Source organism: Acidilobus sp. 7A (genome assembly GCF_003431325.1).
GTDB lineage: Archaea > Thermoproteota > Thermoprotei_A > Sulfolobales > Acidilobaceae > Acidilobus.
This window is the reverse complement of record NZ_CP010515.1, coordinates 1,403,544-1,425,957: the sequence shown is the minus strand read 5'-3', so window position 1 is coordinate 1,425,957 and position 22,414 is coordinate 1,403,544. Positions and strand designations below refer to the sequence as shown.

Below are 22,414 nucleotides of genomic sequence, written 5' to 3'. Positions count from 1 at the left end.
TGATGCCAAGTGGCAACAGATGAAACGACTGTTAGTCATGGTGAAGGCCGAACTCTTATAAAGTTCCCCGTTCACGTTAGCGCTGAGCCCCCAAGGTGCGCTTAATGCAGAACGAGCTCATAGGGGCCTTTAAGCAGAAAGGCGTGGTGCAGGACTCCGTTCATGGATTCATACCAATCAACGAGGCGGAGTACTGGCTGCTCCAGACAGCGTTCCTGAGGAGGCTTCACAATATTAAGCAGCTCGGCATGGCTTTCCTGGTATTCCCCTCGGCTAGGCACAGCAGGCTCGAGCACTCCCTTGGTGTCATGCACATAGCGTCATACATGTCGTCAAAGGTCATTGCCGAGCTTAGGCACAACCCAACCCTGTGTTCCGAGCTGCTCGAGTACTGTGATGAGAAGCACATGAACGTCGTTGTTCAAGTCGCGAGGCTTACTGGACTTCTTCACGACGTGGGCCACCTGGCATACAGCCACATGAGCGAGAGCGCCATCGAGTACATGGCCAAGTACGACGAGAGAGAAGGCGCAAGCAGTCTCTACCAGGAGCTGGCCAGGCTCTCAAGAGGGACATTGAAGGTGCACGAGGCCTACGGCCTCGCGTTCATTGAAGCCATTAAGAAGCTCGCTGAATCAAGTCATGACATGCAACAGCTAAAGCCCTACTTAGACGTTGTAGAGGGGCTACTTAACCCTATGGGGCCTAGCTCGACAGGTTCGACCAAGGAGCTAGGACTTAAGTCCGAGAGCCTCAGTCTAATCCACGACATGATATCTAACGAAATAGCGGACGCTGATAGGCTCGACTACCTTCAGAGGGATGCCCAGGCCACTGGGATAGTTTACGGTAACATAGACCTTGACAGACTCATAGAGGGCCTCAAGGTTTCTATTACAGATAACGGTCATGTGATCTTATCCCTTGACATCAAGAGCCTCCAGACGCTTGAGGATATATTTGATGCTAGATATAAGATGTACCGCTCCGTCTACTTCCACCACAAGATAATGGCCATCTCTAAGTCTGTCTCAAGGTTCATAAGGGAGATTCCAAGGGCTAAGTTAACATTACCCATGTACTCAGACGACTTTAGGGACGCCATAAGCCCAAGCTCGCTAGCAAAAGCTATCCTAGATGATGCCTACTACTTTGATGACCCAGAGCTCGACATTATAGCTAGGTTGGCCGCTGGTGGCTCAGATGAGCTGAGCAAGAGGTGGGCCTTGAGTCTCATGGAGAGGCGTGACCTCCTACCAGTCTCGCTAGTTAAGAGGAGCGAGGAGCTTGTAATGCTTGCCATAAACAAGCTAAGGGAGCACGGCGTGGAACCCATGCCCGCAGCACTCTCCCAGATGCTCAACTTCATCGGCAACAAAGTCTCAGACCTTCAGGAAGGTCTCAGAAAGGAGCTTAAGGAGCCTGACATAGTCGTCGACCATTTTGAGGGCACCATAGTAAACACTGAGACGTTGAGGAGCTCGAGTGTTAAGATGTTTAACTGGGACGAGTCCTCGTATCTTAGAGCGCTCTTCGATCAAAGCTCTATTCCAGTAGTGCTGTTGTATGCCTACTCCGACAATATCAAGGATCACATAACGCTCAGGTCTAAGGCGGCGGAGCTAAGGGAGGTCGCAAGGAGGCAAATAGCAGGCGTGCTGGAGGAGGGCTTTAGGTACCTGAGGACCTGATGTCGTTACCTTTCTTTATCCAGTATACAACCTCCTCTATAGATTCGTCCCTCGGCTTAAGTCCATGTTTCATGCCATTAATTATTGATTGGAGCTCACGTTGGTCAGACGCCAGCTCCCTAGCCACCCTTGAGACCCACGAGTCGCCGCTGTCAGCTATTTTCCTAAGTGCAGCCTCAATGGCTTCGATGTTCTCAGAACCCGCTATACGTTTTGCAACCTCCACTACGGCTGCGGGAAGTTCCTTCTTCAGCTCCCAGTCAGTTCTGCTTAACATGTGACCCCTACCCCCTGCTTGGCCGCTCTCTCGCCAAAAACCGAACTACCCCGTATTACCTCAAGAGGGATCATGGTACACCTCCGCCTAAGAGCTGCCTGGCAACTAAGTCATACCTCCCTACTATGATATGCACACGTCGCTGTTATGCCAGGCCACCCTGAGGACGGACCGCTGTTGTTTTCAATGCGCCTGGAGAGCTAACGACGACCTTGGAAGCGCGTTACTTATCAATAGCGTGCTTTATAAAGTCGAGGGAGAGGCGCTTAAGGGGGCTGGACTTTGAGCAAGGAGCTTTTTGACGAGGCACGTAAGTTCCTCGTGGGCGGAGTTGACAGTCCAGTCAGAGCCTCTGTCAGGCCTTTCCCCTTCTTCGTTAAGGGCGGCCACGGCCCCTACTTGATTACTGAGGACAATGAGAAGCTGATAGACTATGTCTTAGGCTATGGCCCTCTAATACTCGGCCACGCTAATGACGCAGTGAAGAGGAGAGTCATAGAGCAGGTGGAGAGCGGCTGGCTCTATGGCACCCCAACTAGGGCTGAGGTTGAGCTGGCTAAGAAAGTTGTGGGCCATGTAATGCCAGGGGGCAAGGTTAGGTTCGTTAACTCAGGGACCGAGGCTACTATGACTGCCATAAGGCTGGCAAGGGGGTTCACGGGTAGAAATAAGATAATCAAGTTCGATGGCTGCTATCATGGTGCGCATGACTACGTCCTTGTCCAGGCTGGAAGCGCCGCCAGCGAGTACGGCGTACCGAACAGCAGGGGCGTTCCGCAACAGGTGGCGGCGCTCACGCTTGTTGCCAAATATAATGATTTGAACTCCGTTGAAAGGGCTGCCAGGGTCGCTGGGGATGACTTGGCTGCCATAATTGTTGAGCCGGTTATAGGCAACATGGGTGTCATACCGCCAGCTCGTGACTTCCTGCGCGGCCTCAGGGACATCGCTAATAAGTACAACGCACTGCTCATATTTGACGAGGTAATAACAGGCTTCAGGCTTTCCATGGGAGGCGCTCAGGAGTACTTCGGCGTGAGAGCCGACATAGTGACCCTCGGCAAGATAATAGGTGGAGGCTTCCCGGTGGGTGCAGTGGTAGCGAGGCCCGAGATCATGGATCTTCTCACCCCAAGTGGCCCCGTGTTCAGCGCAGGCACTTTCAACGCAAACCCCGTCACTATGGCCGCCGGGCTGGCCACCATAGAGGTGCTTGAGAGCAGTGATGCCCTCTCACGGGCGTCAAGGGCCGCCAAGGAGGTCTCCGAGTACGCCGAAAGCGCCTTTAAGGGTAAAGCCAGCGTCAACAGAGTTGAAAGCATGTTCCAGCTCTTCTTCACTAGGGGGCCGGTAACTACCCCTGATGAGGCCAGGGCCAGCGACCGCGAGGCCTACGCAAGGTTCCATGAGCTCATGAGGAGGCACGGTGTCTTTGTGCCTCCAAGTCAGTTCGAGTCCCAGTTCACGAGCTCAGAGCACTACAGTGATGACGTAATAGCTGACACCGAGGAGGCGCTGAGGTCCGTAGTGAGTGAAGCCCCATGATAAAGCTGAGAGTCGCCACAAGGGGCAGCAGGCTTAGCCTAGAGCAGGTCTCCATAGCCATGAGGTACATTGAGCAGAGGCTCGGGGAGCACGTCGAATATGAGCCGATCATAATTAAGACTAAAGGCGACGTCGTCCAGGATAGGGCCCTTTACAGCATAGGCGTCAAGGGGATCTTTGAGAAGGAGGTAAACATGGCCGTGCTAGATGGCCGCGCTGATGTGGCCGTGCACAGCATGAAGGACCTCCCCTCCAGGCTCGAGGAGGACCTTGAGATAGCCTTTGTGCCTCCTCGCGAGGTGCCGAACGACTCCCTGATCATAGGTCCAAGGTCCCCAGAGGTCGCCGGCCTAGAAGGCATACCCCCAGGTCTCTCAGTCGGCACGTCAAGCGTCAGGAGGTCAGCCTTTGTGAGGCACAACAACAGGGGCGTTGTTATAAAGACTATTAGGGGTAACGTAGATACAAGAATCTCCAAGCTTAACAGGGGCGAGGCCGACTACCTGATTATGGCTGAGGCTGGGCTCAGGAGGCTTGGGATACAGCAGAGGAGAGTGCTCCTGCCTCTTGATAAGTTCCCGCCAGAGCCAGGCCAGGGCATAATAGCTGTTGTTATGTCTACATCGTCGCCGCTGTTTAAGAAGCTAAGCGAGGTCACGGACAGGGTCACGCATGCAATGGCAATAGCTGAGAGAACGTTTGTTGAGCTCGTTGGAGCTGGGTGCCACTCGCCCATAGGGGCAGTCTCTATGGCGTATGGCACTGGGGGCCTCCTCATGATCGCAGCGGCCGCGAGCCAGGACGGGGAGGTTATGAACTTCGCTGAGGCCAAGGGCGACCTGAGCGAGCCAAGGAAGGTGGCCCAGGCCCTGGCCCAGAGCCTCAGGGTGCCCTAGTTGGCCGGCAAGGTAATGATAGTTGGCGCTGGGCCAGGGGACTTGACGCTCATTACAGTGAAGGCCCTTGAGGCCATAAGGGCCGCTGACGCCATAATATATGACAGGCTGGTGCCCCAAGAGCTCCTAGGCTACGCTAAGGAGGGCTGCATCAAGATATATGCGGGGAAGGGGCCAGGAAGGCACGAGTTAAGCCAGGATGAGATAAACAGGCTCCTCGTTAAGCTGGCCTCGGAGGGTAAGCTCGTTGTCAGGCTGAAGGGGGGTGATCCCTACACCTTCGGAAGGGGGGAGGAGGAGTGTGCCTTTGTCATGAGCCATAATATTGAGTGTGAGGTTGTGCCTGGGATACCGAGCTTCGTTGGGGCTTCAGCGTACGCCGGTATACCGCTGGCCGGAAGAGGTTTCGCGTCATCGTTTGCAGTTATAACTGGCCACCTGGCTGAGGGGAAGGACTACGAAGATTACCTAAGGAAGCTTAGGCTGCTTGCTGAGGGGGCTGACACTCTTGTGATCCTCATGGGCGTATCAAACTTGGATGCCCTACTTGATGCCATTAAAGAGGTCAGGGGCCCCGAGGAGACGGCGGCCGCCGTGATGTGGGCTACCACGAGAAGGCAGGTAACCGTAGTTGGAACCTTATCATCACTTAGGGAAGCCTGGTCGAAAGGTGTAATAACTAACCCAGCCGTCATCTACATAGGCAAAGCCGTCTCAGAGAGGGTAAGACTTTGGAGAAGGGGTGCAGAGTACTTTACTTAGGCCCTGAGCTGCCCCTAGACCTCAAGGATTTTGAATTTATATACTGGTTAAAGACTATTGATCTCGTGCCTATACATAATGCCTTGAAGGCGGCAGCTGACTATATAGTAAGCGGTCAATACGACTGCGTTGCATTCATGAGTCCAAGGGCCCCGAGGCTGCTAAGGCCCTACATTAGCTCCTGGCCAGCCGGCGTTAAGGCGTTCGCAGTTGGAAGCTCAACTGCAACATCGATCAAGGAGACGCTCAACATTGAAGCAGACTACCCGCGCAGCTACGGCAGCAGGGAGCTTGGAGAGCTTATGAGCATGAAGTGCAGGAGGGTCCTCACGCTTAGGTCTGAGAATGGGGACCTGGAGCTAGAGAACACTCTAAGAAGCCACGGAGTCGAAGTCTTAAGGGTTGACATTTACAGGGAGGTGCCAGCCAATCTAAGCCAGCAGAAGCTGGCCTCCCACTTTGACATTATAATAATATCATCCGCTGGAATAGCAAGAGCGGCGTGTGATCTCTTAAGGCCTTATGCAAAGGACTCCCTGGTCATAGCGATAGGTCCCAAGACGTCCTCAGAGGTTAGTAGGCGTTGCCCAGAGGTCAGAGTAATAGCCCCTACACAACACACATTTAATGCCATCAGCAATATACTCAGAGCGCTAGGGTGCAAATAGCGTGGCCCTGGTATTTCATAAGCTGGTGTCCGTCGTTGAAGCCCTTAGGCTCCTAAATGAAAAGGTTGGAGGCATAAGGCCCCTTGATGTCATGGAGGTCCCGCTGGAGGAGGCACTTAACAAGGTGCTGGCAGAGGACGTTAGAGCGCCTATCGACTACCCTCCCTTCGACCGCTCAACAGTTGACGGTTATGCAATAAGAAGCCTTGACGCTGCGGGCGCCAGCGACGTGACCCCTGTTCAGCTTAAGGTGGTAGGCAAGGCCAGCATAGGCTTGCCGCCTGAGAGCGCCGTGGGCCCAGGGGAAGCCGTAGAGATAGCCACTGGGGCCATGATACCAAGAGGCGCCGACGCTGTTGTAATGGAAGAGTATGTAGTCAGAAGCGGGGATGCCTTGACGGTATACAGACCCGTGGCGCCTGGCGAAAATATAAACCAGACAGGCTCTGACGTCTCTGCTGGTGACTACATCCTAAGGACTGGCACGCTGCTCACTTCAAGGGAGATAGCCGTACTCGCGGGGCTTGGCATAGATAAAGTTAAGGTGTACAGGCCCCCTAAGATCACTGTGTTCTCAACGGGCGTTGAGCTGGTGCCGCCCGGTAAGCCCCTATCCATTGCAAAGCTTTACGACGTCGACGGTTACGTTATAACTGCCATGCTAAGGGAGCTTGGTGCGGAGGTCACGTTTAAGGGCATACTTCCCGACGACTATAACTCTATGAGATCAGCTGTGCATGAAGCCCTGGAGTCTTCAGACATCGTTATAACTACAGGTAGCACGTCGGCCGGGTACGGGGATATGATATACAAGGTCTTCAATGACGTGGGGGCTGAGCTAATAGTTCATGGACTTAAGGCTAGACCTGGGAAACCAACAGTCATAGCCGTGAAGGGACGCAAGATACTCTTCGGTCTCCCAGGCTTTCCGCTGTCAGCTATGATGAACATGTATAACATTGTGGCGCCTGTGGTGCTCATGATGAGGGGCCTGGAGCCTAGCGCTGAGCTGCCAAGGGTTAAGGCTAGGATACCATTAAAGTTCCAGGCCGGCAGGGGATTCATGGAGCTTATACCCGTGCAGCTGGTTCAGAACTCCGATGGAAGTCTATCAGCTTATCCGCTGATGACAGGCTCTGGCTCAATAGCAGGCATAGGGCTCTCCGACGGTTTCATAGTGGCCGAGGAGGGTAGAGAGTACTTCGACGAAAACGAAGAGGTCACAGTTAACCTCTTCTCACCGAGCCTCAGGATACCTGACCTCAACATAATAGGTAGCAACTGCCCTGGCATCGAGGTCGTCCTCAGGGTCGCTGGTCTCACAAAGCAGTCAAGGGTCATAAGCGTGGGCTCCATGGGAGGGTGGATAGCGGTTAAGAGAGGCGACGCTGACCTGGCAGGAACCCACCTACTTGATGAGGGCACAATGCAGTACAACGTGCACATGCCCAAGGTGATGGGCCTCGAGAACGATGTCTACATATATAGGGGCTACGCCAGGAGAGTAGGGCTGCTCGTTAAGAAGGGAAACCCCAAGAACATAAGAGGGTTTGAGGATCTACTGAGGCCAGATGTAACCATAGTTAACAGGAACAAGGGATCCGGCACGAGAGTGCTCCTTGACATGAAGCTGAGACAGCTACTGAAAGGTGAGAGGCCTGAGAAGGTTGTCAATGGCTACACATATGAGGTGAAGACGCACACTGCCGTGGCTACCGCAATACTTCAAGGGCGCGCTGATACAGGCCTCTCCCTGGAGGCCGTGGCTGTGCAGTTCGGCCTTGACTTCATACCTGTCGGTGAGGAGGTGTATGATTTCGTGGTTAGAAAGGTCAAGCTTAATAAGCCGAGCGTAAGGAAGTTCCTTGAAGCCCTGTCTTCTAGCGACTTCTCTAAGGAGCTTAGCAGGTCGCTTCCAGGGTACAGGACGCTACCGGACAGCGGAAAGGTTGTGTACCCCTGATGGTGCGGGGGGTGGGCTTCGAACCCACGCAGGCCTACGCCAACGGGTCTTGGGCCCGCCCCCTTTGGCCAGGCTCGGGCACCCCCGCACCTTTGTAATGTTACCCAGCAGATCTTTTAACTTTCTGGGGGTTACGAGGGCGAAAGTCCCCTCCGTAAGGTGGGGGATGGATAGCCCCCTTATAGAAATCTTTTTATAGTCGTTAGAAAGTGGGCAGGTAACACTGGAGGTATTGAAGAAAAAATATGTAGAGAGCCAGGGAAAAGAATAACAAAATTCATCTGTCATTCAAGTACAGGATTTACCCAACTAGGGAAGTAGAGGAAAAACTACTCAGGGTCATGCAGGTTGAAGCTAAAGCATACAATGCTTTGTTAGACGCGGTGAATAACGCAAGGAAAGAAGGGAAAAAGATAACACCTAAGGACACCCAAGACATGTTGAAAGACCTGAAAATAGAGGGAAAAGAACTAGTTTACTCCAAAGCCCTTCAAATGGTGAACAACCAGTTATGGTACAACATCAATGCTCTTCATGAATTGAAGAAGAGAGGAAAGAAGGTGGGGAAACTGAGGTACAAGAAGATCGTGAAGATCATAAACTACAACCAGTCTGGTTTCAAGATTGATGAAGACAAGCTGATCCTCTCAAAGATAGGGAGGTGAAAGTGCTCTTCCACAGACCGTTAGAAGACGAGGTAAAAGGGGTAATAATAAAGAGGAGCGCAACTGGATGGTATGCTATCTTCCAGGTTGAGGCCGAAAGGAAACCTCTCGAGAAAACTGGAAAAGTGGTTGGAATAGACCTAGGAGTGGAGAATCTCGTAACTACCTCTGATGGTGTAGTGGTAGAGAACCCCAAGGTCTTTGATAAGGTCGAGAGGAGGGTAAGGACTTTGCAAAGAACGTTATCTAGAAAGAGAAAAGGGTCTAGAAACTATGAGAAGGCCAGAAAGAAGTTAGCCAAGATGCACGAGCGCGTGAAGAATCTCATGAATGACTATATTCACAAGGTAACTTCGTGGCTCGTAGAGCAGTATGATGAGATATACGTGGAAGACCTTGACGTCAAGGAGATGGTTGAGGACAGTGAAAGTAAAGCTTTGAGAAAGCACATTCTTCATGCTGACTTCTTCAAGTTCATGAGCCACCTCTCCTACAAGGCTAGTAGAGCTGGCAGGAGGGTGGCGAAGGTAGACCCGAGGAATACCTCAAGAACATGTGCTAGGTGCGGGTACGTTAAGAAGGATCTGACGTTGGCTGACCGCGTGTTTGTCTGCCCCAGGTGCGGTTGGGTCGCTGACCGTGACTATAACGCTTCTCTAAATGTTCTCCGTGCGGGGTCGGGGCTGCCCTTAGAGCCTGTAGACAGGAGATCTCTGCTATACATCCCCTTCTCAGAGGGGGTGTATAGTAAGTTTCCTGGAAGAAGCAGGAAGTCCTCACCGCGAGGTGGGGATGCCCCGCCCGTTAGGACGGGGTAGCTCACAGCGTGCGCTTAAGGAGCTCTTCCCTAAGGTCTGCCATTGACTTCGCTAAGCTACCCGCAAAGAGGAGAGCCCACCCGAGCCTCTCGGCATCTAGCGGCGCCCTCTCAAGGCCGCAGCCGCAGTTGCCTATGAAGTACCTGGACTCCTCCAGCAGGCCCTTGGAGGCGAGCCTCCTGCACAGACCCTCGCAGCCCTCATAGGAGGTCGCGAGGCCATCTATTGAGGTCAGCCTGACCACTAGCCCTGCGCAGGCCACGTCGTTGCATGCCGTGACCAGAACCCTCGCCTCCCTCTTCAAGAAAGGTCTACTCCGAGGGCCTTAGCGCGCTCGACGAACTGCCTCCTGAACTCTTCGTTCATCTCCTTAATCCTACTCAGGGCCTCCTTTAGCACGTCCTTTATGTTATAGCCGTCTTCAAGCTGAACGTAAACCTTGATCCTCCTGAAGAGAGGGTGCTCCATCTCATAGTAAGCGTTGCTCACCCCCTTAACGCCAATGAGGGTGGTCGCGAGCAGGTTGCCCATCGTGTGGTCCTCGTTTTCTATCTCCACCACGTAGGTCGTCCCTGTCCTATATATCTTGACGTCATCAGTCAACTCCTGCTACCCCCTCAGCAGGTCGACAGCCTCTCTCCAGCCTGTCAGCGAGGATATTTTATCGTTTTTATCCTTGACGAGGACCCCTTTCCTGAGGCCAGCGTCTATAGTCTCCATAACATCCTTACCTAAGAGCGCCGAGGAAGCCATAACTGCTTTCCTAGCAGACTCGGAGAGCCTGAGCCCGCTCAGCTGAGAGTTGGCCTTTGCGAGCCTCTGTGAGACCTCCTTTACTAGGTCCCTTGGCGCGTCAGTTCTCAGCTCAGGTGGTTCCCACTCTGAGTCATGGCCGAGCTTCCTAAGCACAAAGGCAAGGACATCGAAGGGCCCCCGAAAGCCAAAGCTCTTAAGCTCATCAGCGCTGATAGTGTCCCGGTAGGCTCGTGGCCTCTGGGACCCTAGCACCTCCTTCACTGCCTTCACTATCTCCTTTGAGGACCTCATGGATCCCTGAAACTCCAGGACAAGCTTTCCATTGACCAGCGAGGCCGATATCACGCTGGCAGGTGCCTTCTCGGCTATCTTATTAATCAGGGTCTCCAGGTCAGAGGTCTCAGGCGGCGCCCTTATGACAACTTTCCTCCTTGAGCTCACTACTGGAACCTCCTTAGAATAAGCCTCCTTACGTCAAGCCTTATCAGCTTTGAAGAGACGAAGGTGGAGAGCTTTCTGCTCTCGACATTACCGCACCTGGGACACTTGAGGGTGCCGTTCTCAAGGGTGAGCATCTCGCCGCACTTAGAGCAAAGGGCGTAGATTACGCCAAACTGAGGTCCCTTTATGCTGAGCAGGTAGGGACTTATGGTACTCATAACCCTGGCTATTACTATGTCGTTTGGCCTCACGTAGTTGAGCATATCGTCTATATGCTCAACTCCGACGCTCTCAGGGGTTATAACTCCATCGAGCACGCCGGAGTACTCTATGAAGCCCCCTGGCCTTGGCTCTAGGGCAACCTCACCATAGATGTCAACGAACGCCAAGTTCTCCTTAACCTGCGTTACCAACCCCAACACCGTGGCGCCCTTCCTGGGTCCCTTAACGTTTCTCCTGGTGACGACGCTGGCCACCTTGGCCTGGTTGTCCAGCTTAAGTCTGCCCACGGCTGACGCCCTTAGCACGCCCATCTGCTGGTCTACATAGACGCTCTGACCCTCTGAGTACTCCTCGATCACCGCTATAACGTCCCCTGGAACCACGCGCTTAGGCTCTTGTGAGTTCAACTATGTCCACCTTTATCCGCCTGACCCTGCTCCTGTGGTGCGGCATAGCCGCAGGTATAAGGAAGTCGTGCGTCCCTAAAAAGTTGAGCGAGTACCCCCTTGACGTGGCAAGCCTGGTGTGGAAGTCTAGGTTGCCTGACTTGACAAGAGCCACTATTTCCTTGGCCTTAAGGCCCATAGCGTACTCCATGAACTCCCTGTCAGCTCCCCTCCTCCAGACTCCAAATGGGGGGTTCATTACTATGACGTCTATAGAGCCGGCGCGCAGGGGGCCTATGTCGCTGCCTATCCAGGCTGCCACGAAGAGCAGGCCCCAACTAACGCCAAGCCTCTGCGCAGAGTATGCACAGGCCTCCCCAAACCTCTGATCAAAGTCAACAGCTATTGACCTGGCAGCGCCTAGCAACAGGGACGCTATTGCTATCCTGCAGGTTCCTGAGCCGAGGTCTGCAACAGCAGCCCCATCAAGTAGCCCCTTCCTGAGAGGGACTGAAAGCATATCTATGACGAGCTCTGCTGGAGTCGTGTACTGCTCAAGCCCCTGAGATGGGGCCTCTATGCGCGGCACCTCCCTCTCAAGTAGCACCTTCAGTCTACTCAGCTTGACCTCCAGGTCGCCCCCTCATAGGTGACGTGCGGGGAGCTGTTATCACTCTTCCCGTAGGTGACAGTAGCTGGTATGAGCTGTTAACGTTGTGAAGGCCTGCCTATAATACGTCAAGTTCGTTGAATGCGATCACGGTACGCCGTCTGTGCGTCAAAGTCCGCGTAAGCGGCGTGAATGAGAGGTTTACCATGGGAACCTGTAAGGCGAAAGAGCCCTCATGAGCGCCATAAAGGCCTCCCCAGGGGTTAAGACGGGCTTCTGGTAATCGTTAAAGTCATCTATCGGCAGCCTGGGGCAGCTGGTTACTACAAAGGCCTGATACCAGTCGCTGTCAAAGTTGGCCAGCGTTAACCTGTCAAGGAGACCAGCGTAGATCTCTATATAACTCACGCCACGCCTCTTCATCACGTTCTCAAGGGCGCTGACCACCCATGGCCTGTTTTGGCCTGTCTTAGTTCCGACTATAACGCCCCAACGGGAAGCATCCATAGCCTGTGAGACCCTGAAGAGCCTTGAAGCGTAGAGCCTCTCGCCTGCCCCCGTCAAATCCTTCACAGAGTCCCTGGTGACATCGAGTTGTATCACGGGCTTAAGTGTTGCCAGGTAAAGCCCTAGCGCGTGGAACTCGCCAGAGCTCACAATTACAAAGCCATCAACACGCCTTGGCACGAAGCTGTAGTCGCAACCTATCACCTGGCCCTCCTCGTAGTACTCCGCTGGACCGCGAAAGGTGACCGTTTCAACGCCATTGCGCCTGAGGAACTCGAGGACCTTGCTGTAGGCAGGCTCATATTGAACTGTTGTAGCTAAGGCCACCCTTGTGAGGCCCCTTGCTCTGATAACGTTGAGCAGAGCGCCGAGAGTTTGCTCGTTGGGCAGGCCCTTAAACCTGGCCTGTATGAACATCACCTTGACCCTGCCCTTTGGGTTCACGTTCACCCTGTCGCCGAGGTAGTCCGGATACGGAGTGTGACCGACGTGAAGTATAGCGTCTATGTCATTAAACTGCAGAAGCTCCTGGTAATGCAGGTCACATGCCCCAAACACGCTGTCACCCTGAACCACGACTGTGGCGCCTGTGTACTCAGAGACGCAGCCTGCAATGATGTTAGAGTACTGCTTCAGCCCGTCAGGCAACTGAAGCATGGCCTTCAGGCCGCTAAGTTTAAGCCTAAGCCCCTCAGGTACCTCGAGGTAGTAGGGGATATCGCCGCACTCCAGCCTCATAAAGCATCTACATTGGTACAGCGCAAGGAGGTTATAACCTGAAATAGATATTTGAGGGACCTTGCCCCAAGAGCCTCGCCCCTCAGGGCGGGGAGGAGGTCAGCCGAGAGCCTCATAGACTTATATCTTCCCTTCCCTATAATAGCGTTTCCATCAGATGGGAGCCGCTTGAAACGCTGCTAAGAGTCGTCAGCGAGCCTTTGAGGCTCACAGCTGAGGGATCCACGCCTTTGCTGACTGCCGTTAACCCTCCTCCTCTGACGAGCTCTCTGAGGCGGCGCCGTGCTCCCTCTTAGGCGGCTCCCTCCTCATGTCTAAAGCCCTTGTTGCATGAGCTAATATGTGCGCGACCAGGTCCTCTGGTGAAGCTAGTCTGGCTCTTCTGCAGATAGGGCACAGGAGGAGACCTGAGGCAGCATCTAAGTACGCTCTAAACCTAGACCCCGCGTACTCTACTACGACCTCCTTCAGGCCCTCCTCTGTCACGCGGCCCGCCAAGCCCCTTCTAGCAGGAAGCCTTATTTACACTGGTCGCCCCGCTTTTAAGGGGCCTATGATATAGCTGACCTGCTCCGAGTTAGAAGTGAGGAGCACCGATCTCACTGAGGCCCCTCGTTAGAGGAAGCCTTAGCTTCCTCTACGGTGACGGCACTGGCGCTGAGCCTACTGACCCTGTGAGCCATGTCGAGCAGAAGCCTGGATCCCATGTCAAGGGCGTTCGCCCCCTCCTCAGTTATCCTATACATGCCGTCAGGAGTCTTCTCTATGAGACCGTCCTTCTCAAGCTTGTAGACAACAGTATAAAGAGTCACTGTAGGAGGGCTGAATGAAAATTTCTGCCTTATAATCTTCTTGAGGTGGTAGGGGTACGTAGGGCCTTCTCTTAGCGTTGCCAGGACGTAGATCCACAGGGTCCTCACCGTCATGTTTATCAAGAGCCTGTTTATCGCCTTGTTAACGCCCCCCTTCTTGTCCTGTCCGTTCAAGTCAGCTGCACCTTATTACTCTAGACTAGCTGCAGAGTTAAAATAGGCGAAATCATTTAATAGCCTTCTGATACGAGAAACTCCTGGCGCGGGGGTGCCCGAGCCTGGTCAAAGGGGTCGGGCTGAGGGCCCGATGGCGTAGGCCTGCGTGGGTTCGAAGCCCACCCCCCGCACCACCTCTGCAAAAAGCTCAACAGAATGCTGGCCCTGAGCGCCTGCGCGCTCTTAAAGGAGGAGCTAAATCTCAGCCCGACTTACTCTTCTCCTTAAGTCTGCTCACCAGCGCCTCAGCCTTCTCAGCCACCTCGGAGTCCCTTTTCTCGTATTCGTAGTAGCCTATCAGGTCATAGAACTCCTGTCTGCTCATGAGCCTGTCAAGCACGTACTTCTGCGTCCCCTTCTCCCTCAGCTCTAGCAGCACGTCCTTCATGGCCTTCATGGCTGCCCTGAACGTAGTCACCGGGAATATGACGAACCTGTACCCGGCCTCCTCAAACTCCTTGGCAGTTATGTAAGGCGTTTTGCCGAACTCTGTCATGTTTGCCAGCAGGGGCGCCTTGACCTTCCTAGCGAACTCCTTGAACTCGTCCAGGTCGTGAAGGGCCTCCGGGAAAATGACGTCAGCGCCAGCCTCAACGTACATCTGGGCCCTCTCTACTGCGGCGTCAAGGCCTTCGACCTCACGGGCGTCCGTCCTGGCCACTATCACTATGTCATGGCGCCTGGCCTCCGTGGCCATAATTATCTTCTTTATCATCTCATCAGGCGGCACCACGTGCTTTCCAGCCAGGTGGCCGCACTTCTTGGGCAGCACCTGGTCCTCTATCTGAACCGCTGCGGCGCCGGCCTCCTCAAGCTCCTTAACAGTCCTGTACACGTTTATGGCCTCCCCGAAGCCCGTGTCAGTGTCGACTATCACTGGCAGGTCCACGACCTCCATTATTCTCCTGGTGGCGTCGAGGACCTCGCTGAACGTTATTATGCTCAGGTCGGGCATCGCAAGGCTTCCCGTGAGGGCGGCCCCTGAGAGGTAGATGGCCTTGAAGCCCACGCTCTCCGCCAGCAGCGCTGATGCTGGATCAAAGACGCCAGGAACCACAGTTATTCCAGGGCCCTTCGTGAGCTCCCTTAGCCTTAGGGCTGGGTGTACGTCACTCCTCTTCCTGTAGTAGTATGCCATTTAGCTGAACCCCACGGCCTCAGCCGCGGGCTAAAGTAATTAGCTTTTGAAGAGGCGGAGTAAAGTCCTCCTGGTCCACGGGCGGCACAGCGCTCTCCAAGCCCTAGGACTTGTTACAACTGAAAGCCTCGCCCCTCAGGGCGGGGAGGAGGTCAGAAGCACTACGCCCACTGCACTTAATAACCTCAAGGGCAACAAGGCCTCTGGTGAGGGGTATGGGTGGCAGGCAGAGGACGACACTCTTCAGTACAAAGGAGCAGAGAGGCCAAGAGCAGCGCAGGAGTAAGGGCAGTAAGGAGGAAGGCAGCCAGTCTTGATAAGCCCTCCCTGGCCCTCGCCCAGGAGGAGGCAGAGGCTCTTAGTTTTGTTACCTGCTAGCGTGCTGAGCGTGGAGCAGGACCTCAGGGACAAGACGTATAAGGCTGGAATTATATCGCGCGCCCTTGCCATCTTTAGGGTTGACGAGGTTCGAATATACCTTGATGAGGACTCCACAAAGGATGACCAGGAGCTCCTGGCCGAGCTGCTAAGCTACCAGGTAGTTCCGCCTCACCTCAAGAAGAAGGTCGTGGGGATCAGCAATAATCTAAAATATGCTGGTGTTATGCCGCCGCTGAACCTCCCTAACCATATGCCTCCGAAGCAGCCGAGGGTCGGTGATATTATAGACGTCCTCATAACCTCTAAGAAGGGCGCTGAGTGCAGTGCCTACCTAGGCGACGCGGGCGAGGGCACCCTAAGGCCCTGCGCTGTCGACAAGGGCAGCATAGTTACGGCCAGGGTGACAGGCGTTAGTAAGGAGCTTACGCTTGAGCCTTCCTCCTGGGGCAACATTTACACGGGTTACACCATCAAGAGGTCTGGGAGGCTCATAGATGAGCTCCAGAAGCTGAAGTCTGAGGGATTCTCTATAATAGGCACGAGCAAGTATGGCACCACGAGCTATAGCATTCTCAAGGACCTGTCCAAGAGGCCAGTTACGCTTGTCGTGGGAGGGCCTAAGTCTGGACTCCTTCAGTACTCGCCGGAAAGGCTCTATGATATTATAGTAAACGCCGCACCCCTGCAGGGCACGGAGACCGTTAGAAGCGAGGAGGCGCTGCTCGCGTCCCTTACAATACTGAACGCCTTCTTACCCTAGTGGGGGCTGCGCGGCGCCCTTAAATCTCATACCCTCTTCATATAACTGCCTGAAGGACTCCAGCCTCTGAAAAAGTCTGACCTCCTCCCCGCCCTGTAAGGGCAAGGCTTGTCGTTCATCTTGTTAAGCCTTCATGTGGGAAGGCTGAAGACTTATTATCTTCTTCGCGCAGCACAGGAGATGGGATGATCTGGAACTCGGGAACAGACCCCTCTGGGGGATGGTGAGTGCATGGCTTCTGACCGATGCTCCTCCCTGAAGGGGAAGGTTGCCCTCGTCACAGGAGGAGACAGAGGCATAGGAAAGTCCATAGCGCTTAAGCTTGCAGGCCTAGGAGCCGACGTAGCTATAACTTACAGGAAGAGGTCCGAGGAGGCCGCAAAGACTGTTAACGAGCTAAGGGGGCTAGGAGCTAGGTCAACTTACATCAAGATGGACCTTGGATCAAGGGATGAGATTAAAAGGGCTGTCACGACTACAGCTGAGGAGCTGGGCAGCGTCGACATCCTTGTTAACAACGCTGGCGTGGGCTACGCCTCAGAGTTCACTAACATAACCCCGGAGCTCTGGCAGGCCCAGATAGACTATGACCTGACGGGCCCCTACGTGCTTGCAAGGGAGGCCTTAAACTACATGATGCCGAGGGGATGGGGCAGGATAATTTTCATTTCAAGCGTTGCCGGTCTCTATGGCGTCGAGTTCCTCGCGGCCTACTCTGCGGCCAAGTCAGGCCTTATAGGGCTCGCCAGGTCGCTGGCCGTGGAGGTTGCCCCGAAGAACATAACAGTTAATGTCATCGCGCCAGGCTTCGTGTCAACCAGGCTCGGCCTCAGCTACTTTGAGTGGCTTGACAAGAGGTCTGGGCAGCCCGGCTCACTGCAGAGGTATCTGGCTGCAATACCGCCACATAGGCTCGTGACCCCTGAGGAGGTGGCGTCGGTTGTGGCCTTCTTGGCTAGCCCTGAGGCCAGCGGCGTAACAGGCCAGGTAATAGTTGTTGACGCGGGGGCCTCCCTGGGCACAAGGGCCCTCGGCGGAGGTCAGCCCTAGGAGGCTGGGCCCTAAGGCCTGCTGCAAAGAGGATGGTGCTAGTAACTCTGTTCTGTGACTTTTGCTAACATGCTTTAGAAAGCAGGTAAATGAAAAACCCTGCACCTCATAGCCCTGAGCTTGCTCCCTGCGACTGCCTCTGCGGCGTTTGCCCCAGAGGGAGCCTATGTATATAGCCACAGACCAGGCACCTTCTCACTATATACTTGCGCTTTCCTTCAGACCTGACCCTAACTCTGGCCGTAACGCCGGGAATCAGAGTGACGCCACACCCCTTACAGAAGGACCTCTTAATGTCGAGCGGGAGCCTCACCCTGGTGACCTGGGAGATCCTGAGTATCACACTGTTTACGTGCGAGGAGTAAGCGTAGTCGCCTCTAAGCGCTGCGTCAAAAGAGATCTTTGAAAGCCTGATGGCTTCTTCTACTACTAAGTCCTCGTCCTCCCTTTTACGCCTCTGACTCCGTGGACTTCTCCTCAACTTTCTTCAGCTGCCTCTTATACATCTCCAGCAGCTCCTGCTCCGTAGTCGCGTCCTCAGGTCCTTTATCGTCCCTCCACCTTATAAACCTTGGGAACCTTATCGATATGCCGGCGCCCTTCCTTATGGTATCCATGCAGCACGTATGGGCCGGGGACAACGTGAGCTCGGCGCCTATAACCTCAGCCACCTTCACTGGCTCAAGCCACACGTCAGCCTCTATCGATGAGATGACCCTTGGGTGCCTGTGATCTATTATGTGCGGCTTAAACATATCGTACATGCCGTTAATGTCGGCATCTGTGAAGCCGGTCCCCACCTTGCAGACGGTCTTAAAGACGTCGTTGTCAGGGTCATACGCTGCCAGCAACAGCGTGCCCAGCTTGCCGCCGCGCTTGCCCTTCCCGTAGAACGCCCCAACCACCACCAGGTCGACGGTGTCGGTCATCTCGCTCCTGTAGTCACGCTTAAGCTTGACCCAGAGCCAGCCCCTCACACCGGCCCTGTATGTGCTCTCATCATGTATAGCCTTTATCATGACGCCCTCGGCGCCATCTGATATGGCCTGAAGGAAGAAGTTCATTATCTCGTCCGGGTCGGAGCTCTCTATGTAGTTGCTCATTACTACCCTCTCGTTAGGTTGCACTATGGACTCAAGCACCTTCCTCCTGTAGGGCAATGGTTTGGTAGTGAGGTCCTCGTCGTCCTTCATCATTATGTCAAAGAGGAATAGCCTCGTAGGTATCTCTTTCATCATCTTGTCTATGTCGTACTTCCTCCTCCTCTGCATGAGCTCCTGGAACGGCCTCAGCTCCCCTGTGTCAGGATCTATGGCAACTATCTCGCCCTCGATTATAGCCCTCTCAGCCTTTATTGCGTCCTTAACGCCCTCCACGACGTCAGGGTACATCGACGTTATATCCTCCATTCTCCTTGAGAATATCTTCACCTTGTCGCCGTCCTTATGTATCTGGCCCCTCTCACCATCGTATTTATACTCCACATAGGCCCTACCGCCCACCTTAGCCAGTATCTCCTTGGCGTCGCTGGCCCTCTCGGCTAGCATCGGCCTTATGGGCGTCCCCACCTCAGGCTTGAGACCCTTGAGAGCCTCAACGCCCTGCTGGGCGACTATCCTAGCTATCTCGCCCAGGTCCGCCCTCAGGTTGTAGGCCCTCTCAACCACATCTCTGACAGCTGTCGTGCCCCCATAGGCCACCGAGAGAGCGTCAAGTATTGTAGCATCCCCTATCCCGAGCCTTAGCCTGCCCTCGACGAACCTCACTATGTACCTGGCCTCTATGGGCTTAGCGTCCTTGAGGAGCCCAGCCAGGGTCTTAAGTTTCAGGTCCCTGCTGCTCTCCCCTGTGGCATAGGCTATCTTCATGAATGAGTCGAAGACCCTGCTCACTGTGAGCTGCTCCGAAGCGCCTCCCATAAACGCCAGGAGGCTGCTCTTGATGTGTCCTCCCGTCTGGGCCAACTGCTCAGCGACCTTGCCAGGGTCGCCCAGCTTATCGACCAACCTCTGAACATCGCTTTCGCTCTTGCCATAAGCCATAGCCATGGATTGCACCAGCAGCTTGTCGCCGACGCCGAGCTCCGGTATGCCCTTCCAGTCAGGCCCTAGCTTGCCCTGTATCATGTAAACAACTTTATCAATTACGTCGGCCGGCGTCCTCTTAAGGAGGCCTGCAAGCAGCTGGGTTAGCTGAATTCTTGAAGTTACGCCCTCCATGGAGCTGAAGGCATTAGCTACCTCCTCAAATGGCATATCAGCGTTCATTGGCCCCCTGTTAGTATAATGAGCCTGCGGAGTTAAAACGCAGGAGGCTTGGCCCTGACCTCCTCCTCGCCCTGAAGGGCGAGGCTTTCAGTTGTAAACTCCTCTGAAGAAGCTCTCAGGGGAACTCGTCGCTGACGTCCGCTGGTTTATGGTTACTTCCTCGCCGAGGCGCTTGGCAAAGCGTGCGCTGCAGAACGCCGAAGCGCCGGGGGTGGGATTTGAACCCACGCGCCCCTGGTGGAGCAACGGGTCTCAAGCCCGTCCCCTTGGGCCGCTCGGGCACCCCGGCGCCATACATCTTTACGCGCGCACCTCTAAAAACCGTTTCCCCGTGAGAAGGCCTAGACGGTTAATCTACGCTATGACTGTCGTACAAAGTAAAGAAACACTTGCTTGCAGCCGATTCGAGAAACTCGGCAAAGAGCTATGACTTATCTACCCGACTTTATCTCGATATAAACGTCGCTTGGAACCTGTACCCTCATCAGCCTCTTCAGCACCCTCTCATCGGCCTCTATGTCTATTAGCCTCTTGTGTATCCTCATCTCCCAGTGCTCCCAGTGCTTGCTGCCCTCCCCGTGGGGGGGCCTGAATATTGGAACCTCGAGCCTCTTGGTGGGGAGGGGTATTGGCCCCCTCATGGGGACCCCTGTCTTCTCAGCTATGTCCTTTATCTGTGCCACTACCTGCTCTAGGCTCTTGGCGTTGGTACTCCAGAGCCATATCCTTAAGTTAAACGCCATGGCTGGCACCGCTTCACTTCTTGGTCTCCACCTTAGCCGGCTTCACGTCAGTCACTACGCCTATTCCGATGGTCCTGCCCATGTCCCTCATGGCAAAGCGGCCAAGCTGTGGGAAGTCGCTGAACTTCTCGATGACCAGCGGCTTTATTGGCTTGAACTTCACTATAGCTGTGTCGCCGGCCTTTATGAACTGCGGGTTCTGCTCTATTGGGTTGCCTGTCCTGGGATCCAGCTTAGCGACTATCTCAGTTATCCTGCAAGCAACGGAGGCCGTGTGGACATGTAGCACTGGGGTGTAGCCAACAGCTATGGCACTCGGGTGCCAGACCACCACAACCCTGGCGGTGAACTCCTCAGCCACGGTGGGCGGGTTGTCGGTCTTGCCAATTACATCGCCTCTCTTGACCTGGTTCTTATCAATGCCCCTTAGGGCCACGCCCACGTTGTCTCCGGGCTCGGCCTGTGGCAGGTCCTGATAATGCATCTGTATGCTCTTTACGTCGCCTACTATGCCAGCGGGCATTACTATCACTTTGTCGCCCGGCTTCAGCACACCCGTCTCAACTCTGCCTGTGACCACGGTGCCAGCTCCAGGTATGCTGAGGACGCTCTGTATAGGCAGCCTCAGGGGCTTGTCGACAGGCTTCGGCGGGACCTTCAGGTTGTCGAGGGCCTCCACGAGTGTTGGCCCCTTGTACCAAGCCATGTTGGGGCTCCTCTCCAAAATGTTCTCTCCAGTCCAGGCGCTAACCGGTATGAACGGTATAGTGTCCACGTTGTATCCAAGGCCCTTCAGGAACTTCTTCATGGTATTAGTTATCTCATCGTACCTCTGCTGGCTGTAGTTCACGTCGGGAGCGTCCATCTTGTTCACGGCCACTATGAGCTGCTCGATGCCCAGAGTCCTGGCCAGTATGGCGTGCTCCCTGGTCTGGCCCTCAGCGCTCATGCCGGCCTCGAACTCTCCCTTCCTGGAGGAGACCACCAGCAGGGCCGCGTCAGCCTGGCTGGCGCCGGTTATCATGTTCTTAACGAAGTCCCTGTGGCCTGGCGCGTCTATTATAGTGAAGTAGTACTTCTTGGTCTCGAACTTCATGAAAGAGATATCTATAGTTATACCCCTCTCCCTCTCCTCCTTCATCTTGTCGAGGAGCCAGGCGAACTTAAAGGACTCCTTGCCAGCCTGCTTGGCCTGCTCCTCAAGCTCCTGCATTACCTTAGGGTCAATCGCCCCCAGCCTGTAAAGCAGGCTGCCTGTGAGCGTGCTCTTGCCATGGTCTATATGCCCTATCACTACCAGGTTAAGGTGTGGCTTCTCGGGCATTACGTTTCACCTCTTCATACAGCCCACAGCTAGTGAAGTGAGCGGGATTTAAAAATACAGCTGAAGGTCTCCACGTGCACCAAGGAGCTGTTTATCTTGAGCTGAGGGCTATCCTCTCTATCTCCTCCTTCTGTTTTATAGCATAGCTTGACGCGTCACCCTTGGAGGCCGCTATTATCTCGGCCGCCAGGCACTCCTCAATGCTCTTAGAGGAGCCGAAGGCGCATAGCCTTGCGCCCTCAGCTATAAACCTCAGGGCCAGGTCAACCCTCCTCTGAGCCGAGACGTCCACGGAGACCCTGTAAATTATGCCACCGTACATGATCCTGGTGGTCTCCTCCCTCGGGGCGGCGTTCTCTATAGCCCGGACAAGTACCTGCAGTGGGTTTTCACCAGTCTCTAGGTTTATTATCTCGAAGGCCGCCTTAACTATGTTATATGCGAGGGCCTTCCTGCCGCCGTTCCTGCCTGGCTGCATAAGCCTGTTCATAAGCCTCTCCACTATAGGAACCTCGGCCTTCCCAAACCTCCTGTGCTCGTGCCTTCCCCCTGTGTGAGGCAACACCACTGGTCTTAGGCTTATATACTTCTTCAGGCTCGGGTCCCTAACCTCGACGTCCCTCCAGCTCCACCTGTCGAACAGCCTGAGGCCGCTGATGTTCCCAACCTCTGAGAGGTCTGGCAGCTTCACCTGCTCAGCCATGTATGCACCCCCTGAAGCATTACTCAGGCGGTTTTTAAGCGAACTTCGGCATCCATGACCTTTAGCTAGTGCTGC

At 54.5% G+C, this 22,414-nt stretch carries 23 protein-coding genes, 3 tRNA genes and 1 pseudogene; 10 read left to right on the top strand and 17 right to left on the bottom strand.

All coding sequences use genetic code 11. The features are described 5' to 3' along the window. The first annotated feature begins 104 nt into the window (after window positions 1-104). A complete protein-coding gene (locus tag SE86_RS07280; protein ID WP_117354894.1) occupies window positions 105-1,691 on the top strand; it encodes an HD domain-containing protein in 1,587 nt (528 codons plus the stop codon). On the opposite strand, the gene SE86_RS07275 is transcribed toward SE86_RS07280, so the two are convergent. Then, window positions 1,672-1,968, bottom strand: coding sequence for a hypothetical protein (locus SE86_RS07275; RefSeq protein WP_117354893.1), 297 nt, complete (start codon window positions 1,966-1,968; stop codon window positions 1,672-1,674). The genes SE86_RS07280 and SE86_RS07275 overlap by 20 nt on opposite strands. A gap of 282 nt (window positions 1,969-2,250) precedes the next feature. Between SE86_RS07275 and hemL the strand changes: the two genes are divergently transcribed. From hemL to SE86_RS07250, 5 genes are read left to right on the top strand one after another with little or no spacing between them, the layout of a single operon-like run. Beyond that, window positions 2,251-3,513, top strand: coding sequence for a glutamate-1-semialdehyde 2,1-aminomutase (hemL, locus tag SE86_RS07270; RefSeq protein WP_117354892.1), 1,263 nt, complete (start codon window positions 2,251-2,253; stop codon window positions 3,511-3,513). Beyond that, complete coding sequence (hemC, locus tag SE86_RS07265; RefSeq protein ID WP_117354891.1) at window positions 3,510-4,409, top strand: hydroxymethylbilane synthase; 900 nt, start codon at window positions 3,510-3,512, stop codon at window positions 4,407-4,409. The genes hemL and hemC overlap by 4 nt, the downstream gene beginning before the upstream one ends. Next, window positions 4,410-5,171 (top strand): uroporphyrinogen-III C-methyltransferase, encoded by a 762-nt coding sequence (cobA, locus tag SE86_RS07260; RefSeq protein ID WP_211096567.1) that lies wholly within the window; start codon window positions 4,410-4,412, stop codon window positions 5,169-5,171. Further along, window positions 5,141-5,839, top strand: a complete 699-nt coding sequence (locus SE86_RS07255) for a uroporphyrinogen-III synthase (protein WP_117354890.1) — start codon at window positions 5,141-5,143, stop codon at window positions 5,837-5,839. The genes cobA and SE86_RS07255 overlap by 31 nt, the downstream gene beginning before the upstream one ends. 1 nt (window position 5,840) lies before the next feature. After that, the gene (locus tag SE86_RS07250; RefSeq protein ID WP_117354889.1) at window positions 5,841-7,802 is read left to right on the top strand and encodes a molybdopterin biosynthesis protein; all 1,962 of its coding nucleotides are present in this window, start codon (window positions 5,841-5,843) and stop codon (window positions 7,800-7,802) included. On the opposite strand, the gene SE86_RS07245 is transcribed toward SE86_RS07250, so the two are convergent. Next, window positions 7,803-7,890 (bottom strand) — tRNA-Leu (locus SE86_RS07245). 187 nt (window positions 7,891-8,077) lie between these two features. Here SE86_RS07245 and SE86_RS07240 point away from each other — a divergent pair. Continuing rightward, window positions 8,078-9,285 (top strand): annotated as a pseudogene (locus tag SE86_RS07240) (transposase). A 1-nt stretch (window position 9,286) separates the two neighbouring features. Here the strand turns inward: SE86_RS07240 and SE86_RS07235 are convergent. The 8 genes from SE86_RS07235 to SE86_RS07200 all read right to left on the bottom strand — a co-directional run bounded on the left by SE86_RS07235 (window position 9,287) and on the right by SE86_RS07200 (window position 13,931). Beyond that, the gene (locus tag SE86_RS07235) at window positions 9,287-9,589 is read right to left on the bottom strand and encodes a hypothetical protein (protein ID WP_117354888.1); all 303 of its coding nucleotides are present in this window, start codon (window positions 9,587-9,589) and stop codon (window positions 9,287-9,289) included. Next, entirely contained in the window at window positions 9,586-9,888 is a 303-nt protein-coding gene (locus SE86_RS07230; protein ID WP_117354887.1) for an RpoL/Rpb11 RNA polymerase subunit family protein, read from the bottom strand. The genes SE86_RS07235 and SE86_RS07230 overlap by 4 nt, the downstream gene beginning before the upstream one ends. A 6-nt stretch (window positions 9,889-9,894) precedes the next feature. After that, a complete protein-coding gene (locus SE86_RS07225) occupies window positions 9,895-10,482 on the bottom strand; it encodes a DUF2067 family protein (RefSeq protein WP_117354886.1) in 588 nt (195 codons plus the stop codon). Further along, complete coding sequence (locus SE86_RS07220) at window positions 10,482-11,111, bottom strand: exosome complex RNA-binding protein Csl4 (protein ID WP_211096565.1); 630 nt, start codon at window positions 11,109-11,111, stop codon at window positions 10,482-10,484. The genes SE86_RS07225 and SE86_RS07220 overlap by 1 nt, the downstream gene beginning before the upstream one ends. Further along, window positions 11,092-11,697 carry a 50S ribosomal protein L11 methyltransferase gene (locus SE86_RS07215; RefSeq protein WP_117354884.1) on the bottom strand — a complete coding sequence of 202 codons (606 nt, stop codon included), beginning with the start codon at window positions 11,695-11,697 and terminating at the stop codon, window positions 11,092-11,094. Before SE86_RS07215 ends, SE86_RS07220 begins: the two co-directional genes overlap by 20 nt. Window positions 11,698-11,901: 204 nt before the next feature. Continuing rightward, the gene (dph2, locus tag SE86_RS07210) at window positions 11,902-12,945 is read right to left on the bottom strand and encodes a diphthamide biosynthesis enzyme Dph2 (protein WP_117354883.1); all 1,044 of its coding nucleotides are present in this window, start codon (window positions 12,943-12,945) and stop codon (window positions 11,902-11,904) included. Between the two features lie 243 nt (window positions 12,946-13,188). Then, complete coding sequence (locus SE86_RS07205) at window positions 13,189-13,431, bottom strand: hypothetical protein (RefSeq protein WP_117354882.1); 243 nt, start codon at window positions 13,429-13,431, stop codon at window positions 13,189-13,191. A gap of 113 nt (window positions 13,432-13,544) precedes the next feature. After that, the gene (locus tag SE86_RS07200; RefSeq protein WP_211096564.1) at window positions 13,545-13,931 is read right to left on the bottom strand and encodes a PadR family transcriptional regulator; all 387 of its coding nucleotides are present in this window, start codon (window positions 13,929-13,931) and stop codon (window positions 13,545-13,547) included. Window positions 13,932-14,019: 88 nt separating this feature from the next. Here SE86_RS07200 and SE86_RS07195 point away from each other — a divergent pair. Further along, a tRNA-Leu gene (locus SE86_RS07195) sits at window positions 14,020-14,107 on the top strand. Between the two features lie 68 nt (window positions 14,108-14,175). Here the strand turns inward: SE86_RS07195 and prpB are convergent. Continuing rightward, the gene (gene prpB, locus SE86_RS07190; protein WP_117354881.1) at window positions 14,176-15,111 is read right to left on the bottom strand and encodes a methylisocitrate lyase; all 936 of its coding nucleotides are present in this window, start codon (window positions 15,109-15,111) and stop codon (window positions 14,176-14,178) included. 313 nt (window positions 15,112-15,424) lie between these two features. Between prpB and SE86_RS07180 the strand changes: the two genes are divergently transcribed. Together SE86_RS07180 and SE86_RS07175 are read left to right on the top strand one after the other, a co-directional pair. Next, complete coding sequence (locus tag SE86_RS07180) at window positions 15,425-16,252, top strand: putative RNA uridine N3 methyltransferase (protein ID WP_117354879.1); 828 nt, start codon at window positions 15,425-15,427, stop codon at window positions 16,250-16,252. 231 nt (window positions 16,253-16,483) lie between these two features. Then, a complete protein-coding gene (locus tag SE86_RS07175; RefSeq protein WP_117354878.1) occupies window positions 16,484-17,302 on the top strand; it encodes a 3-oxoacyl-ACP reductase family protein in 819 nt (272 codons plus the stop codon). Between the two features lie 106 nt (window positions 17,303-17,408). Here the strand turns inward: SE86_RS07175 and SE86_RS07170 are convergent, their stop codons facing one another. From SE86_RS07170 to SE86_RS07145, 6 genes are all read right to left on the bottom strand, one after another. After that, window positions 17,409-17,783 (bottom strand): ribonuclease P Rpr2/Rpp21/SNM1 subunit, encoded by a 375-nt coding sequence (locus SE86_RS07170; protein ID WP_211096563.1) that lies wholly within the window; start codon window positions 17,781-17,783, stop codon window positions 17,409-17,411. Further along, a complete protein-coding gene (locus SE86_RS07165) occupies window positions 17,752-19,557 on the bottom strand; it encodes an ATP-dependent DNA ligase (protein ID WP_117355200.1) in 1,806 nt (601 codons plus the stop codon). The genes SE86_RS07170 and SE86_RS07165 overlap by 32 nt, the downstream gene beginning before the upstream one ends. 215 nt (window positions 19,558-19,772) lie before the next feature. Beyond that, window positions 19,773-19,858 (bottom strand) — tRNA-Ser (locus SE86_RS07160). A 142-nt stretch (window positions 19,859-20,000) separates the two neighbouring features. Then, a complete protein-coding gene (rpsJ, locus tag SE86_RS07155; protein ID WP_117355199.1) occupies window positions 20,001-20,312 on the bottom strand; it encodes a 30S ribosomal protein S10 in 312 nt (103 codons plus the stop codon). A 13-nt stretch (window positions 20,313-20,325) separates the two neighbouring features. Then, window positions 20,326-21,636: a translation elongation factor EF-1 subunit alpha gene (gene tuf, locus SE86_RS07150; RefSeq protein ID WP_117354877.1), complete on the bottom strand. Its 1,311-nt coding sequence runs from the start codon at window positions 21,634-21,636 to the stop codon at window positions 20,326-20,328. Between the two features lie 91 nt (window positions 21,637-21,727). Further along, a complete protein-coding gene (locus SE86_RS07145) occupies window positions 21,728-22,339 on the bottom strand; it encodes a 30S ribosomal protein S7 (protein WP_117354876.1) in 612 nt (203 codons plus the stop codon). Between the last annotated feature and the right edge of the window lie 75 nt (window positions 22,340-22,414).